The organism is Leptolyngbya sp. FACHB-60, assembly GCF_014695775.1.
Classification (GTDB): Bacteria; Cyanobacteriota; Cyanobacteriia; order Phormidesmidales; family Phormidesmidaceae; genus Nodosilinea.
This window is the reverse complement of sequence record NZ_JACJOX010000074.1, coordinates 36,488-51,545: the sequence shown is the minus strand read 5'-3', so window position 1 is coordinate 51,545 and position 15,058 is coordinate 36,488. Positions and strand designations below refer to the sequence as shown.

The 15,058-nt window shown below is 57.1% G+C and carries 15 protein-coding genes; 9 read left to right on the top strand and 6 right to left on the bottom strand.

Going from position 1 to position 15,058, the window contains the following annotated elements; all coding sequences use genetic code 11:
- Positions 1-62: 62 nt before the first annotated feature.
- A complete protein-coding gene (locus tag H6F57_RS25770; RefSeq protein ID WP_190631983.1) occupies positions 63-1,016 on the top strand; it encodes a GDP-L-fucose synthase in 954 nt (317 codons plus the stop codon).
- Between the two features lie 16 nt (positions 1,017-1,032).
- On the opposite strand, the gene H6F57_RS25765 is transcribed toward H6F57_RS25770, so the two are convergent.
- Together H6F57_RS25765 and H6F57_RS25760 are read right to left on the bottom strand one after the other, a co-directional pair.
- On the bottom strand, positions 1,033-1,224 hold the full coding sequence (locus H6F57_RS25765) for a hypothetical protein (protein ID WP_190631982.1): 192 nt from the start codon (positions 1,222-1,224) through the stop codon (positions 1,033-1,035).
- Between the two features lie 69 nt (positions 1,225-1,293).
- On the bottom strand, positions 1,294-1,854 hold the full coding sequence (locus H6F57_RS25760) for a type II secretion system protein (protein WP_190631980.1): 561 nt from the start codon (positions 1,852-1,854) through the stop codon (positions 1,294-1,296).
- A gap of 306 nt (positions 1,855-2,160) precedes the next feature.
- On the opposite strand from H6F57_RS25760, the gene H6F57_RS25755 reads away from it, so the two are divergent.
- The 4 genes from H6F57_RS25755 to H6F57_RS25740 all read left to right on the top strand — a co-directional run bounded on the left by H6F57_RS25755 (position 2,161) and on the right by H6F57_RS25740 (position 5,668).
- Positions 2,161-3,270 carry an S-(hydroxymethyl)glutathione dehydrogenase/class III alcohol dehydrogenase gene (locus H6F57_RS25755; protein WP_190631978.1) on the top strand — a complete coding sequence of 370 codons (1,110 nt, stop codon included), beginning with the start codon at positions 2,161-2,163 and terminating at the stop codon, positions 3,268-3,270.
- A 177-nt stretch (positions 3,271-3,447) separates the two neighbouring features.
- On the top strand, positions 3,448-4,302 hold the full coding sequence (fghA, locus tag H6F57_RS25750; protein WP_190631976.1) for an S-formylglutathione hydrolase: 855 nt from the start codon (positions 3,448-3,450) through the stop codon (positions 4,300-4,302).
- A gap of 48 nt (positions 4,303-4,350) precedes the next feature.
- Entirely contained in the window at positions 4,351-4,914 is a 564-nt protein-coding gene (locus H6F57_RS25745) for a DUF4168 domain-containing protein (protein ID WP_190631974.1), read from the top strand.
- A 145-nt stretch (positions 4,915-5,059) separates the two neighbouring features.
- Complete coding sequence (locus H6F57_RS25740; protein WP_190631972.1) at positions 5,060-5,668, top strand: TetR/AcrR family transcriptional regulator; 609 nt, start codon at positions 5,060-5,062, stop codon at positions 5,666-5,668.
- 75 nt (positions 5,669-5,743) lie between these two features.
- Here H6F57_RS25740 and H6F57_RS25735 read toward each other — a convergent pair whose 3' ends face one another.
- Positions 5,744-6,430 (bottom strand): glutathione S-transferase N-terminal domain-containing protein, encoded by a 687-nt coding sequence (locus H6F57_RS25735; protein WP_190631970.1) that lies wholly within the window; start codon positions 6,428-6,430, stop codon positions 5,744-5,746.
- 329 nt (positions 6,431-6,759) lie between these two features.
- Between H6F57_RS25735 and H6F57_RS25730 the strand changes: the two genes are divergently transcribed.
- From H6F57_RS25730 to H6F57_RS25720, 3 genes are all read left to right on the top strand, one after another.
- Positions 6,760-7,527 (top strand): hypothetical protein, encoded by a 768-nt coding sequence (locus H6F57_RS25730; RefSeq protein ID WP_190631968.1) that lies wholly within the window; start codon positions 6,760-6,762, stop codon positions 7,525-7,527.
- 157 nt (positions 7,528-7,684) lie between these two features.
- On the top strand, positions 7,685-8,377 hold the full coding sequence (locus H6F57_RS25725) for a DUF4079 domain-containing protein (RefSeq protein ID WP_190631967.1): 693 nt from the start codon (positions 7,685-7,687) through the stop codon (positions 8,375-8,377).
- Positions 8,378-8,443: 66 nt separating this feature from the next.
- The gene (locus H6F57_RS25720; protein ID WP_199290034.1) at positions 8,444-11,569 is read left to right on the top strand and encodes a UPF0182 family protein; all 3,126 of its coding nucleotides are present in this window, start codon (positions 8,444-8,446) and stop codon (positions 11,567-11,569) included.
- 129 nt (positions 11,570-11,698) lie between these two features.
- Here H6F57_RS25720 and H6F57_RS25715 read toward each other — a convergent pair whose 3' ends face one another.
- Positions 11,699-12,136 (bottom strand): hypothetical protein, encoded by a 438-nt coding sequence (locus H6F57_RS25715; RefSeq protein ID WP_190631963.1) that lies wholly within the window; start codon positions 12,134-12,136, stop codon positions 11,699-11,701.
- A 216-nt stretch (positions 12,137-12,352) separates the two neighbouring features.
- Here H6F57_RS25715 and H6F57_RS25710 point away from each other — a divergent pair, with 216 nt between their 5' ends.
- Positions 12,353-13,291, top strand: a complete 939-nt coding sequence (locus H6F57_RS25710) for a glycosyltransferase (RefSeq protein ID WP_190631962.1) — start codon at positions 12,353-12,355, stop codon at positions 13,289-13,291.
- Between the two features lie 69 nt (positions 13,292-13,360).
- Here the strand turns inward: H6F57_RS25710 and H6F57_RS25705 are convergent, their stop codons facing one another.
- A complete protein-coding gene (locus H6F57_RS25705) occupies positions 13,361-13,567 on the bottom strand; it encodes a hypothetical protein (protein ID WP_190631960.1) in 207 nt (68 codons plus the stop codon).
- A gap of 366 nt (positions 13,568-13,933) precedes the next feature.
- Positions 13,934-14,929, bottom strand: a complete 996-nt coding sequence (locus tag H6F57_RS25700; protein ID WP_190631958.1) for a GDSL-type esterase/lipase family protein — start codon at positions 14,927-14,929, stop codon at positions 13,934-13,936.
- Positions 14,930-15,058 lie beyond the last annotated feature (129 nt).

The window sequence follows — 15,058 nt, the reverse complement described above, 5'->3', positions numbered from 1 at the left end:
TAGCAATGGGGATAGGCCATCTGCGTTTAGTTCTCGCGTAATTTTTATCTGAGCTCAATCCTATGGATACTCAATCTAAGATCTATGTAGCGGGTTCCCGTGGCCTGGTGGGCAGCGCCTTGGTGAGAACCCTTAAGGCTCAGGGCTATGAAAATTTAGTGCTACGCTCTAGCCAAGAGCTCGACCTGCGCAGCCAGGCAGCGGTAGATGAGTTCTTTGCCCAAGAAAAGCCCGACTATGTTTTTCTAGCGGCGGCCAAAGTGGGCGGCATTCACGCCAACAACACCTACCGAGCTGAGTTTCTCTACGACAATTTGATGATTGAGGCCAACATCATCCACAGCGCCTACCAGCACGGGGCGCAAAAACTGCTGTTCTTGGGATCATCCTGCATTTACCCCAAGCTCTGCCCTCAGCCAATGAAAGAAGACTACCTGCTGACGGGTTTTCTAGAGCCGACCAATGAGCCCTATGCGATCGCCAAAATTGCTGGCCTCAAGCTCTGCGAAAACTACTGCCGCCAGTATGGGGTGAGCTTTATCTCGGCCATGCCCACCAATCTCTACGGCCTCAACGACAACTTTGATCTGGCCAACTCCCACGTGCTGCCCGCGCTGATGCGCAAGTTCCACGAGGCCAAGGTCAACGGCGACCCGACCGTCACCGTGTGGGGCACCGGCACCCCCCTACGCGAGTTTTTGTATGTTGATGACCTGGCCGACGCCTTGGTGTTTTTGATGAACAACTACAACGACGTAGATTTCGTCAACGTTGGCACCGGGCAAGAGGTTTCGATCAAAGAACTGGCTCTCACCATGAAAGCCGTGGTCGGCTATGAAGGCGAGCTAGCATTTGATACCACAAAGCCTGACGGCACCCCGCGCAAACTGCTCGACGTCTCGCGCCTCAACGCAGCGGGCTGGCAGGCCAAAACTGACCTCAAAACCGGTATTGAGCAGACTTACGCCTGGTTTTTGCAGAGCTATGACTCGCTGCGGGGCCGAACTGCCGCCTAGGGTATGTAGTGTCTCTTTAGGCAGGCTCGCATTTGCCGCTGCGAATCAACCCCACCCGGCGGGTAATGGCTTCCTGCTGGGTGGCGTAGGGCCCCCACATGGGGCGATGCTCCTGAAGTCGCTCCCGGCTGATGCTCTCGGCAGACAGCACGTTGCAGGTGCCGTCTGCGGCCTGAATCACGTACCACCCCTCATTTCTTTCTGGCATTCACTCACTCCTAAGCATGTCATGACGCTAACCTATTAAACTCGGTTTTGCTCCAAGTGGGGGGAGAGGTTAATAACAGAAGCGTCCGTTGCCGTTTGCTTGGGTATGCCCCTCGCCTTTGCGCATGGCTCCAATCAGGGTAGAAACCACTACACAGCGGTGAGTCTGTTGGTTTCCTGACATGGCCACCGTAACGGTGCCAAGTTGGCCTTTCACATTGCCGTGCATATCAAACTTGGCATAGTGAATCGCACCTGTTTTGACCAGAGTGTTATCAATGTTGGCTAACCCCACGCCCTCCTCTAGTGGTTGCCAGACAACGACCTGGGCTGGCAGAGTTGACTCGGGATGGCTGGCCCACTCAATACGCCCGTTGTGCTCGCGAATGCTGAAGCGTCGATCGTGGCGGTGCTGCATGGCATCGGCCTGGGTAGCTCTTAGCGCGTGATAGACCATATCTCGGGTGGCGTTGATTTTGCGCTGCTGCACAAATCCAAACCATGAGGGGGCTGCGATCGCCGCCATCAGCCCCACAATCACCACCACAATCAATCCTTCAATCAGCGTAAACCCAGCAGAGTTAGCCTGTCTACAGAGCGGTCTGTGCGCCCGCCGCAAGAGTTGAGTCATATCGTAGATGCAGAAAGCATGATGCGCTCAAGATGCCCACGGCCTAAGGACCACAGCAACCGTCTAGCCTCACATCGGTCATTGTGCTGAGCTATGTCTAAGAAAGCTGACACATAGCCTAAGCGGCGCAAAGTCGGTAAGCTGACTAAGGTGTTGCAATGGCTCAGGTGAACCGGTCTCAGACCTTTGCCCAGTCAGCCAAATTGCAGATTCGTATGATATGCGTAGGTACCCAGCGACAGCCTGTAGAATTTTGCGCTTGGCACCCACGCCACCGTTTCAACTGCCCCAAAGGAGATCTCGCCCGTGGATGTTAGAGCCGCCGTTGCCCTTGGCCCTGGTCAACCCCTGACTATTGAAACCGTTCAGCTAGAGGGGCCTCGCGAGGGTGAAGTGCTAGTCGAAATCAAAGCCACTGGCATTTGCCACACCGATGCCTACACCCTCTCTGGCAAAGATCCTGAAGGGTTGTTTCCGGCTGTTCTAGGTCATGAGGGAGCTGGGGTGGTGGCCGAAGTCGGCCCTGGCGTCACCAGCCTCAAGCCCGGCGATCACGTGATTCCGCTCTATGTACCTGAGTGCCGTCAGTGCGAATACTGCCTCAGCTTTAAGACCAACCTCTGCCAGGCCATCCGCCTCACCCAGGGGCGGGGTCTCATGCCTGATGGCAGCAGCAGATTTTCCCTGGGTGGCGAGCCGCTGTTTCACTACATGGGCACCTCCACGTTCTCGAACTACACGGTGGTACCCGAGATCGCCCTGGCCAAAATTCGCTCCGATGCCCCGTTTGAGAAAGTCTGCTACATCGGCTGCGGTGTCACCACCGGTCTGGGCGCGGTGATCAACACCGCCAAGGTAGAGCCAGGGGCCAACGTGGTGGTGTTTGGTCTAGGCGGCATTGGCCTCAACGTCATTCAGGGCTGCCGTATGGTGGGGGCCAACAAAATCATCGGCGTTGACATCAACCCCAACCGTCAAGAATTGGCCACTAAGTTCGGCATGACCCACTTCGTCAACCCTAAGGAGGTTGAAGGCGACCTGGTGGCCCACCTGGTGGAACTCACGGGCGGTGGGGCCGACTATAGCTTTGAGTGCGTGGGCAATGTGAATTTGATGCGCCAGGCGTTAGAGTGCTGCCACAAGGGCTGGGGCGTCAGCGTCATTGTCGGTGTCGCCGCCGCGGGTGAAGAAATTAGTACCCGCCCCTTTCAGCTGGTGACCGGGCGGGAGTGGAAGGGCACTGCCTTTGGTGGAGCCAGGGGGCGCACTGATGTACCCAAAATTGTCGATTGGTATATGGACGGCAAGATCAACATCGACGACTTGATTACCCACGTCATACCGCTAGATGAGATCAATACCGCCTTCGACCTCATGCACCGGGGCGAGAGCATTCGCAGCGTGGTGACGTTTTAGGCCGTCTCGGAAGATCTTTTCCGTAGAAAAAGGGTCTCATACCATTGCGTATTCGGTGGTGGGCAGTGCCCACCCTACGAGTTCCTAGGTTAAACACCTCCTCGCTTGATGCGGGACAGACGCGTGGGTCGGCCTCACTCATCCACCCCCTACCCATCTACCCCCTACTTATCTCCCATGTCTTCTCTAACTCCCCATAATCAGCATTTCTGCTTTGGCGGCACGGTCGGCTACTACAGCCATCCATCGGCTGTGTGCAACTGCGAGATGCGATTCGCGGTGTTTGTGCCGCCCCAGGCGCAGACTGGTCCGGTGCCAGTGCTGTTTTACCTGTCGGGTTTAACCTGCACCGAAGACAATTTCACCTCTAAAGCTGGGGCGCAGCGCTACGCCGCTGAGCACGGGCTGATGCTGGTGGCCCCCGACACTAGCCCTCGCGGCGAAGGGATACCCGATGAGCCGGAGGCTTGGGACTTTGGTATTGGAGCTGGGTTCTACGTGGATGCCACGGCAGCGCCCTGGAGAAAAAACTACTCTATGTACAGCTATGTGGTGCAGGAACTGCCGGAACTGGTTGCCCAAGAATTTTCGGTGCGGCTCGATCGCATGGGCATTTTTGGCCACTCCATGGGGGGCCACGGGGCGCTGGTATGCGGTTTGCGCAACCCCGACCTATTCAAATCGATCTCGGCCTTTGCGCCGATCGCCGCTCCTTCCCAATGTCCCTGGGGTCAGAAGGCATTCTCAGGCTATCTGGGCTCAGACACCGATAGCTGGAAGGCTTACGATGCGACGGAGTTGGTGAAAGTTCACCCTCAGCGCGGTCGCACCATTTTGCTCGACCAGGGCACCGCCGATAATTTTTTGGCGCAAAACCAGCTGCTGCCCGACGTTTTTGCAGACGCCTGCAAAGAGGCTGGACAACCCCTAGTTTTACGCATGCAGCCGGGCTACGATCACAGCTACTTTTTTATGGCGTCCTTTATGGCTGACCATCTGCGCCATCATGCCGATGTGCTAACAAAGGGCTAGTCTAGGAAAGATTGTCCAAGCCGACTCGCGTTATCAGGAGACCCCGCTATGGTGAGATATTGTGTTGCTGCTCTACTAATAGTGCTGGCATGGCTGACCCCAGGGGCAGCTTGGGCCAGCCCATCATCCTCGCTGCTCGCCCAGGCCACTGTGGTAGAAGTGCCTGAGATTGACGCCAGTGCACCCCTTGGCGACGCCGACATTGCTACCTTTGCCAAGGTTTACCAGCAGGTGCAAACCCTACGCCTCCAGGCCGAGCGAGAGATGGCCAAAGCCGTAGAAGATGAAGGGCTGACCATTGAGCGGTTTAATGCGATCGCAGAGACTCAGCTTACCGGTGCTGCCGACGGCCCCGAAGACATGGCTAAAATTGCTGAAAAAGCCAAAATTTCTAAAAAAGACGACAAAAAGTTTAAAGCGGCTGTAGACCGCATCATCGTCATTCGTCAAAGCACCGAAGGCGATATGGAAAAAGCGATCGAGGCCGACGGGCTTTCGATTGATACTTTCAACAGCATTCTGGAGCGCTCCGCCGACGATACTGCCCTACAGCGGCAGATTAGCGATGCGATCGTAAAGCAGACCCTAGCCGCCGCTGAATCAGCCAACTAGTTTTGGTCAGAGTATTAATCAACACCCTTAAGAGTAGTTATCTCAGGTTTTATGAGGTTATGTGAACCCGGCCCCGGGCTTTGGGGGAATGGGGGCACAATGGGCCACAGAAGCCGATCTGTGCTTACTCTTGAGGGTTTTTGTAATGGTGCCTTTCTTCAAAACCGCCCCTGCGGAAACCGATACGGAGACCAAAATTCTAAAAGCGGCCCTAAAGCTGTTTGCTAAGCATGGCTACGGAGGCACAACCACCCGCGAACTGGCGCAGACCGCTGGGGTAGCCGAGGGCACTCTATTTCGTCATTTTGAGAATAAGAAGGCCATTCTTGTGGCTGTGGCCAGCCAGGGCTGGGTCGAAATTTTGACCGACTTGCTAACCGAGCTGAGCGAAATGGCTAGCTACAAGGCGATCGGTCAGGTAATGCAGCGGCGCATGCTCAACCTGCAAAAGAACTCAGCCCTGATGCGGGTGTGCTTCATGGAGGCGCAGTTCCACCCCGAGCTGCGGGAGCAAATTCAAACCGAAGTGATCGGCAAAATGATCGACGTCGCCGAAGCATTCTTTCAAACCGCGATGGATCGCGGCGTCTACCGACCGATGAACGCCCGCATGGTGGCCCGAGTATTTCTGGGCATGTTTACGGTAGCAGGCTTTAGCCAAGACACCCTCGGCGACGAAGCCGCCTCGCCCCAGGCGATGAAGGATCTGGCGGAATGTCTGACGGATATTTTCTTAAACGGCGTGCTGGCCTAGAAAGAGATGGGGAAGATGAGGGAGGTAAGGAAGATGAGGAGGTTTTTGGCTCTTCCCCATCTCCTCTATCTTTCTCTACCGTCTTCCCTGGCCAAACAGGATTGCCTTGGCCTCATCGCTCATGGTCGATTCGGCGCGCATTGACTCGGCGATCGCATAGGCCCGCTCCACCGCTGGCCGGGCTTTGATCGCCTCAAACCAGCGCTTCAGGTTGGGGAAATCCTCCAGGTTTTGCTGCTGGGTTTCGTAGGGCACAATCCAGGGGTAGCAGGCCATATCGGCGATGGAGTAATCGCCAGCGATGAAGTCTTTGCCCTCAAGCTGCCGATCTAGAACGCCGTAGAGACGCTCGGTTTCTTTGACGTAGCGGTTGATGGCGTAGGGAATTTTCTCAGGGGCGTAGCTGCCGAAGTGGTGATTTTGGCCCAGCATTGGCCCCAGCCCGCCCATTTGCCAAAAGAGCCACTGCATGACGTTGGCGCGATCGCGCAACCCCGACGGCAAAAACTGCCCGGTTTTTTCAGCTAGATACTGCAAAATTGCTCCCGACTCAAACAGGCTCAGGGGTGCGCCGCCGTCGGCTGGCTCATGGTCGACGATGGCGGGGATGCGGTTGTTGGGCGCGATCGCTAGAAAGTCGGGGTTAAACTGATCGCCCTGGCCGATGTTGATGGGCTTGATAGTGTAGTCCACATCAGCTTCTTCGAGAAAAATGGTGACCTTGTGGCCGTTGGGGGTCGTCCAGTAATAGAGGTCGATCATAGCGAGCATCCTTGGGGGCAAAGCACGGGAGCAGACCCAAATAGCCTAAACCAAGTCCTCCGCCATTGTGAAAAATTCAGTACAATTGAACTATGTAATAGCAACAGGCGCGGTGCCTAAAGCAGCAACTTAGAGCAAAGGCGCTGATGTTGGTTCAAAACCCTAACCTACAAGGCGTTGTAAGCCATGAGGCGTGCGGGACTCAACATTTCTTTCGATTTTGTTCCCATCTGAATCGCGATCTGGCCTTAGAATCAAGCGATATTTCGGACTCGCGCCCGAGCAGACCGGCCCTAAGGGCCAACCCACCGCCCCAGAGGATGACTGTTATGGCCATTATTGCCCTCAAAGCCTGGTATCTCGAAGCCTACGAGCCGGTGCGAGATTTAGAGCAGCGGCCCCATGACCTGCGACTGAGCAAAAACAGCCTGCTGAAGTCGGCACTGCGGGCCGATTTTTTAGACGACAGCGCCGATGTGAAACAGTCGGCCTGGTTTCAGCGCTATCTCGATGGCGAAACCGTGGAGTTTTACATTGAGGGCAGCGGCGGCTATGGAATCGCCAACATCGACCTGATCAGCCACGAGATCTACTTCACCAAGCTAGATGTCATGGCCCGCCTGGAGCCGATTGTCTACTTCTGCTATCAGCAGGAGTACAGCGAGTCAGCCGAGGCTCTGCACGAGGCCCTCACTGATGCGATCGCAAGCTTCAACAAAAAGTCTCGCATTGCCCTCACCCTAGAGGTATCCCAGCGGCTCAGCGACGGCCCGGCCCGGCTCAACAGCGCGCTCACCCGCAAAATTCGCAAGTCGCTGCTGTTTGTGGCCGATGGCACCCCGATCGCAGCTGTGGAGGGCAACACCACGCTGCTGGTGCCTAGCCCCCACGTGTGCGTGGAGATGGGCTATGCGCTTCAGGCCAAGCCCGCCGAGCAGATTTTGCTGGCCCAAATGGAGCGAGCCGATATTGTGGGGCAGTATCCCTTTGACCTGCCCGCCCAAAACCGGCTGACCTTTAAGACTAAGCCCGATATTGCCAAGCAGCTGCCCAAGGCCCTAGAGCAGCACTTATCTCGCTTTAATCTTTGGGCTTAGCGGCACCGCTAAGATAACACCTGTAAACGCGTGGGGGCGTAGCGATTGCCCAGGTACCAACGTCCGAGATTGTGCGGCGAATCACGGTATCGGTTGAGAGCTATGCCCTAACGTAGGAAAAAACTTAGCTCCCACGCCCTCTCTGCAGGAAGCCCCCATGCTAGATGCTCCCGATCTGCTCAGACTGCTGCACCCGTTTCTGGCCGTCACGGTAGTGATGCCGCTGATTGGCGTAGCCGTTTATTTTGCGGTGCAGACTCGCCAGCGGCGTTTAGCCGTGGCTGACAAAACCAAAATCACCATTTCCCCAGTGGTGGGCAAAGAGCATGTGCGGGTTGGGCAATGGCTGTCTGGGGCAGTGGTGAGTCTAGTGCTCTTGGGTTTAGCCCATCCGATTTTCAAGACCCTTCTACGGGAAAATGTCTGGACCGAAGACCCCTTTCGAGGGGTGTTTGTGGTGGCTATATACGCGTTCACTCTAGGGGCTTTGGTGCTGCTGTATCGCTCCAGCAGCCGTGTTTGGCGGGGTACCTTTGCAACCCTGACCGGCATGGGGCTCTGGCTATTAGGTATGCAGCCGGGGGTGTTTCGGCGCGCCTATGAATGGCAGGTGTCTCACTTTTATCTGGGCATGGCGGCGGCCATGCTGATGATCTTTGCCCTCGCCACCCTGCCCGAAATTTACAAGTCTAAGCGCTGGCGGCTGACCCACGCCGCCCTCAACACCGTAGCGGTGCTGCTGTTCATTAGCCAAGGCATTACCGGTGTGCGCGATCTGCTCGAAATTCCCCTGCAGTGGCAAGAGCCCTTTATCTACCAATGCGACTTCGAGAACAAGAGCTGTTCATAGCGCCGCAGGGCTGAGCCGCTACAATCTAGGCACTGCTGGGGTAGGTGTCGAGCTGTAGAGCCCATGATGACTAAAGCATTTGCCAAGAGTCTGCCCCGATGGGGGTGGCTGGGTCTAGGGCTGGGGCTACTAACCCTGCTCTTTTTTGATGCGATCGTCAATCTCCAGGCCGAGCGGCTGTGGTTTGAGGAGGTCAACTACCTAGAGGTGTTTTGGCTACGGCTCAGGTCGCAGCTGATCCTCGGCATTATTCCGATTTTGTGCACCCTGGGGTTTACCTGGGGCAATCTGACCCTGGCCGATCGCACCCAGCCGCTAGAGAAACCGAGCGATCGCCCCAATCAAGCTAACAGCTTAGGTCTGAGCGGGCTGTTGCTGGTTGGTATAACTCTGAGCTTTTTGATCGGCCTACAGCTACTTTACCAGGGGCAAATTGCCGGTGATTTTTGGCGGCAGACCACTACCCTTTACGACTCCACCACACCCCTGGCCCTGTGGCCAAAGCTCCAGCTCTTTAAGGTGGTTGGCCAAATTTTTATCACCCAGCCCTGGCTGCTGATTGCCCTGGGCATTAGCACTGTGGCCTTTTTGCTTTATCCCCGACAGCTGGGGCGACTGGCGGCCATGCTCATGAGCCTCGGCTATGGGCTGATTTTGGCCAAGCAGTGGCCTGCGGTGCTGCTAGCCCTCGACCCGGTGCCCTACGGTCAGACAGAGCCGATCTTTAACCGCGATATTGCCTTCTATATTTTTCGGCTACCGGTGCTGCGCCTGCTCGAATTTTGGGTGGTTGGCGGACTCTTCTTCACTCTGGTCAGCGTGTGTCTGGTTTATTTGCTTAGGGATAATACCCTCAGCCAAGGGCGCTTCTATGGCTTTTCCAGTACCCAGCGGCAGCACCTTTACAGCCTAGCCGGGCTGCTGTTTTTGGCCACCAGCATTAGTCACTGGCTAGGGCGCTACGACGTGCTTTACTCCGGCGAAGGCGTAGTGTATGGCGCTGATTACACCCACGTTAACGTGGTGCTGCCCGCCAACTGGCTGCTGTCGATCTTTACCCTGGGGTTGGGGCTGGTCTTTCTCAGTCGAGGGCTGCTGTGGGCACCGACCTATATCAACCCGATACGCAAATCTCCTCTCGCTGGCGTTGCCAAAGCTCCTCTGGGTTGGGGGGCAGGGCTGGGGCGCGCCAGCCTGCTGGTCAAAGGTATCTGCGGCTACCTGGTATTGACCCTGCTGGGCCTGGTGCTGGTGCCGACCATGGTGCAGCGGCTGGTGGTGCAACCCAACGAACTCCAGCGCGAGCGTCCCTACATTGCCAACTCCATTGCGCTCACCCGCGCCGCCTTTGATTTAGAGGCTATTGAGTCGGAACCCTTTGACCCCAGCGGTGACCTCAACGCTGAAGACTTGGAGCAAAACGATCTCACCCTCGAAAACATTCGGCTATGGGACCCAAGGCCATTGCTAGACAGCAATCGTCAGCTCCAGCAAATTCGCCTGTACTACGAGTTTAAGGATGCCGATTTCGATCGCTACAGCATCTTGAACCAGCAGCGCCGCTCTGAGCGCCGCCAGGTGATGATCTCAGCGCGGGAACTTAACTATGAGCGAGTGCCCGAGATTGCCAAAACTTGGGTCAACGAGCACCTGGTCTATACCCACGGTTACGGCTTTACCATGAGCCCGGTGAATACCGCTGGCCTTGACGGACTGCCCACCTACTTTGTCAGCGGCATTAACAATCTGCCCAGCAGTGAGGAGGTGCGCCAGAGCATCCCCATTGGGGAGCCGCGCCTGTACTTTGGCGAGCTGACCGACACCTACATCATGACCAATACCCAGGTGCCGGAACTTGACTACCCCAGCGGCAACGAGAATATCTACACTACCTACCTGGGCCGAGGCGGCATTAACCTGGAGAGCGGCTGGCGGCGGCTGTTGTTTGCCCGCTACCTGCTCGACTGGCGGATGCTGTTTACCGAAGACTTTACCGCCGATACGCGGCTGCTGTTTCGCCGCAATATTGCTGATCGCGTGCGTGCGATCGCGCCTTTTCTGCGCTTTGACACCGACCCTTACTTAGTAGCTGCTGACATCGGTAACGCCTCGCGGCAGTGGGGCACTGGTGCCGTCCACGGCAGTCGTCCGCCGAGCCGGGTCAACTTTGAAGAATTTCGCGCTCGCGACCCCAACCTCACCATCGAAAATTACGACTCTCAAGAAACCGAAAGCTACCTTTACTGGGTAATCGACGCCTACACCGTCAGTGGTCGCTACCCCTACTCTGACCCCGACGACAACGATTTTAACTACATTCGCAATTCGGTCAAGGTGGTGATCGACGCTTACAACGGGGCCATTAGTTTCTTTGTCGCTGACCCCAACGACCCCATCATTCAAACCTGGAGTCGGCTGCTGCCCGACATGTTCGAGTCATTGGAAACTATGCCCGAGAGCCTGCGCGCGCACATCCGCTACCCGCAGGATCTATTTTCGGTGCAGGCCGACTCGCTGATGACCTACCACATGACCGATCCTCAGGTGTTTTACAACCGGGAAGACCAGTGGCGCGCCCCCAGCGAAATCTACGCCAGCGAGTCGCAACAGGTCGACCCCTACTACCTGATTATGAAGCTGCCTCAGGAGGACACCGAAGAGTTTGTGCTGCTGCGGCTGTTTACTCCGGCCCAGCGCAACAACCTGATTGCCTGGCTGGCGGCAAGGTCGGACGGCGATCGCTACGGGCTGCGGCTGCTCTACCAATTTCCCAAGCAAGAGCTGGTCTTTGGCCCCGAGCAGATCGAGGCCCGCATCAACCAGGACCCCGAGATTTCCCAGCGCATCTCTCTCTGGGATACCCAGGGATCCCAAGCTCAGCAGGGCAATTTGCTGGTGATTCCTATTGAACAGTCGCTGATCTACGTAGAGCCCTTGTACCTGGTGGCTGAGCAGAATCAGCTGCCCACCCTGACCCGGGTGATTTTGGTTTACAAAAACCGCATTGCCATGGCTCCCACCCTGCAAGCGGTGCTGTCGGCGGTGTTTTTAGAGGAGCCGGAGCCAGCCGCCCCTATTTTGCGCGAGCTGGGGGCAGAGCCACCGGAAGCCGACCAGCCGCTGCAACCGCCGCCGGGCATTGACATCCCCACTGGGACTCCCGCCGAAGAAGGCCTGCTGGAAGGAGGGTAATATAGCCGCCAAGCCTGAATTTGTGGGTTGGGTGGCGCGATCGCAAAACCCAATAGCAGTGAGTCTAGATGGGTTCCACTCCGCTACGCCAACCGACCCAAAAAACCTAGTTTTTAAGTTGACGCAGCACTAGGGACGATCCAAAAACTGCGCCAGCAGCTCTTTGGCCGGTTCCACCATCGCCCAGGTGCCATCGGCCTGGCGGCGCAGGGTGGCAAAGGCCACGGTGTTGCCGCTGCCGATGGGCTCGCCCTGAGACAGATCGCCCAATTTCACCTGGCGCAGCCCGCAGAGGCGAAATAGGTAGGCCGGCACATCTGGGCTCGACAAAATAACGCACTGGTCAGCGTTGCCCTCTGCGGGCTGCACCTGACCATCAAAGGGCATGAACACTCGATTGCCCTGGATATCAACCGTGATGTCACCCAAGCCGCTCTGCACCGAGTAGCCTGCTAGGCGATCGCCGGGCTGCAGCGCCCACTTTTGGTGCAGGGTGATGTTGCGCGGGCTGGGGTCTGGGCCAGAGCGAGAGCAGGCTCCGGAGAGCAGGACGAGGGCCAGAGTCATCCCCTGCCAAGGCCTCCACCCCGAGTGATGGCCACTGTTTCTCCTCGTCCTTAGCTCTGTCTGAGCGCCCATTTACCGCCAGCCATAAATACATCTGAACTTTAGTTCATTTATACTGAATATGCCAGGATTTTTTGGGGATAGACGGAGGCATAGCCCAATCGCGTCTAGAGCAGGCCAAAGCGCTACGATATTAGGGCCATTTGGAGGCCCACCGTGTTCTTTAGCGTTGTTACCCCCACCTACAATCGCCAGCCCATTCTCGAAAAGTGCCTGCGTGCCCTTGAAAACCAGGTCTTTGACCCCGCCCTGATTACTGGCTACGAACTGGTAGTAGTCGATGATGGCTCTACCGATGGCACGATTGAGTGGCTGCAAGCCAATGCCGCCGCATTTCCCCACGTGCGGCTGGTGGAGCGCCACCACCAGGGGGCGGCGGCGGCCCGCAACTACGGGGTGCAGGTGGCCCAGGGGGATACCATTGTCTTTGTGGACAGCGATGTGATTATGCCGTCGGGCAGTCTCCAGGCCCACGCCCAGGCCCTGGCCGACTCCTGCCAGCGTTTGGGAGACGATCGCGTATTCACCGCTGGTCGCTTGGTGAACACCAGCAACTTTGAACAGCCCACCGCCGAACCCGCCAAGGTAACTGATTTCTCCAACGCGTTTTTTGATACGGCTAACCTGGCGATCGCCCGCCACTGGTTGCTGACCGCTGGCCTGTTCGACACCGAATTTAGCCAGTACGGGTGGGAAGATTTAGAGCTGGGGGTGCGGCTCAAAAATCTGGGCGTCACTATGGTCAAAGTGCCCGAAGCCGTGGGCTACCACTACCACCCCCCCTTCTCCCTCGATCAAATTCCCAAGATGATCGACCAAGAAATTCAGCGGGGCCGCATGGGGGCAATCTTCTATAAAAAGCATCCCACCCGCGAAGTGCGCATGATGATTCAGATGACGCCCCTCCACCAGGTGCTCTGGGGCGTGCTCACCGCAGGCGGACGGCTCAACGAAAAAACCATGGCCCCCCTGCTGCGCTGGCTGATTGCCCAAGGCAAGCCCCAGGTGGCTCTAGAACTGGCCCGGGTGTTTCTCAATTGGTATACGGTGCAGGGGGTGTATGCCGCCTATAGCGAACTTCAACAGGAGGGGTAGAGGGGAACCGGGATCAAGGCTTAAGATCTAACGGGTAGGCTAAACCCTAGACCCTAAACCTTGTACCCTCTACATCAACCACATTTCAGTAGCACTGGCGATCGCCATGGCCAGCATTCCAACCGCCAGGTATTGAAGTAGGGGCGGCCGAGTTTGTCGCTGTCGCTCAGTAGAGCGCAGAGCCCCATAGATGTGGGGCGCTCCGATCAGGAAAAAGAACAGTTGGAGGATGTCGACCTTCCGCCGCTCCAGCGTGAAATGGGATTGGGGGTTCATCGGAAATTCTCCTTTGAGAATGGCACTAAACGTTGGTCCGTCGTGACCAGCCAACAATGTAACACGATATTAAAAAATGTTGTGTTGTGTCGCAATGTGATATGTCAGGCTTTCACCCTATGGATAGATCTCTTGCTAAAAGAACGAAAAAAATGGAAAAAATGCCTGGTAGGCTTGAATTCTAAAGTTTTGGGCTATTATGACCCAAAATTCACCTAATATCTCATCAGTTTGCCGGTGGCTTTGAGCAGGCTCAAACACAGGGCGTCACTATGCGCAGGGTTGTCGTTTGCCGGAGCGTGCCAACGGAGCAGTCAGTCTGTAGGAATTTGGATCCAAACTGCCTGCCGCTGGGGCAGTGTTTCCTCACCACAGATCGCTTAGGGGTTCATGGGTCGGGGGCAGGGATGAACCGGGGGGGCAGCTCCAGAGTTCGAGCAGCAGCTTGGCCAGGGCTTGGCCTACCCAGTCGTTGCCCTCGGGGCTGAGGTGAATGTGATCGAAGTGGAGTCGTTCGTAGGTCGTCTGCTGAAACAGAGGCAGGCCGTCGAGATAGGGAATGCCCTCGCTCTGGGCAAAGGCGGTGAGGCGCTGGCGGGCCACCAGCTCATAGTCGCGGGGGCCGTCGGGGTCGAGTTCGCGGCGCAGGGGAGTCATGGCGATCGCCAGCCGTCCCCCTGCCGTCTGCACCACCTGGTTGAGCTGGCGCAGGGCCTCTAGGTTAACCCCCACGCGATCGCCAGCTTGGTCATGCAGCGCTTGCAGAGCCGGGCTGGGGGTATAGCCGAGCCGACGCTGGGCCACCTCCCACAGGGCCAGGGGCGGACGGCGAGTGGGGTAGGCAGGATTGCGACCCAGCTCGTAGCTGTTGGGGGCGATCGCAAACAGATCGTCAGTATTTAGCACAACCAGCACTAGCTGGGCCTCAAAAGTGCCAAACCGCAGCAGGTAGCCTAGCTCGTTGCGCGGCCCCCAGGAGTTGGCTGAGGCGTTGAGCACCTCCACCGTCTCTACCCCCGGTGGTTGTCGTTCAACGAGAGCTTGTTGCACCTTGACCGATAGCAACTCGCTCTGATCGGTCCACCAGCCGCCGTTGACAATCGAGTCGCCCACCATCAGCACCCGCAGGGCATTGGTCGGGCGCTGGGGAGCCACCGCTGGCCCCCGCATCGAATATTGGTTAATCTCAATGCGGTTGCCCCGCCGCCGCAGGCTTTGGTTAGGGGCGGGGCGGTAGCCGGTGCGGGTGTCGGCTACGTAGAGGGGCGGATTGCCCAGGCCATAGCGCACCCGCAGCAGCAGCTCGGCGATCGCGATCGCCACCACCCCAATTCCTAACGCCCAGAGCACTATTTCTACCAAGGTCGCCCCTATCGCAGCACCACATTTTAGTCACATTCCCCAGAGTTTGGTGGGGAGGGAGCGACATCGCCGAACTGGGGTGGGGATGGGGTTTAGGGGACAGGGTCTAGGGTGCCTTATGCCTTGTAC

Excerpts from the sequence above, each read along its gene's own strand:
- H6F57_RS25770 (WP_190631983.1), top strand. The coding sequence starts at position 63 with ATGGATACTCAATCTAAGATCTATGTAGCGGGTTCCCGTGGCCTGGTG.
- H6F57_RS25765 (WP_190631982.1), bottom strand. The coding sequence starts at position 1,224 with ATGCCAGAAAGAAATGAGGGGTGGTACGTGATTCAGGCCGCAGACGGC.
- H6F57_RS25760 (WP_190631980.1), bottom strand. The coding sequence starts at position 1,854 with ATGACTCAACTCTTGCGGCGGGCGCACAGACCGCTCTGTAGACAGGCT.
- fghA (WP_190631976.1), top strand. The coding sequence starts at position 3,448 with ATGTCTTCTCTAACTCCCCATAATCAGCATTTCTGCTTTGGCGGCACG.
- H6F57_RS25745 (WP_190631974.1), top strand. The coding sequence starts at position 4,351 with ATGGTGAGATATTGTGTTGCTGCTCTACTAATAGTGCTGGCATGGCTG.
- H6F57_RS25740 (WP_190631972.1), top strand. The coding sequence starts at position 5,060 with ATGGTGCCTTTCTTCAAAACCGCCCCTGCGGAAACCGATACGGAGACC.
- H6F57_RS25735 (WP_190631970.1), bottom strand. The coding sequence starts at position 6,430 with ATGATCGACCTCTATTACTGGACGACCCCCAACGGCCACAAGGTCACC.
- H6F57_RS25730 (WP_190631968.1), top strand. The coding sequence starts at position 6,760 with ATGGCCATTATTGCCCTCAAAGCCTGGTATCTCGAAGCCTACGAGCCG.
- H6F57_RS25725 (WP_190631967.1), top strand. The coding sequence starts at position 7,685 with ATGCTAGATGCTCCCGATCTGCTCAGACTGCTGCACCCGTTTCTGGCC.
- H6F57_RS25720 (WP_199290034.1), top strand. The coding sequence starts at position 8,444 with ATGACTAAAGCATTTGCCAAGAGTCTGCCCCGATGGGGGTGGCTGGGT.
- H6F57_RS25715 (WP_190631963.1), bottom strand. The coding sequence starts at position 12,136 with ATGACTCTGGCCCTCGTCCTGCTCTCCGGAGCCTGCTCTCGCTCTGGC.
- H6F57_RS25705 (WP_190631960.1), bottom strand. The coding sequence starts at position 13,567 with ATGAACCCCCAATCCCATTTCACGCTGGAGCGGCGGAAGGTCGACATC.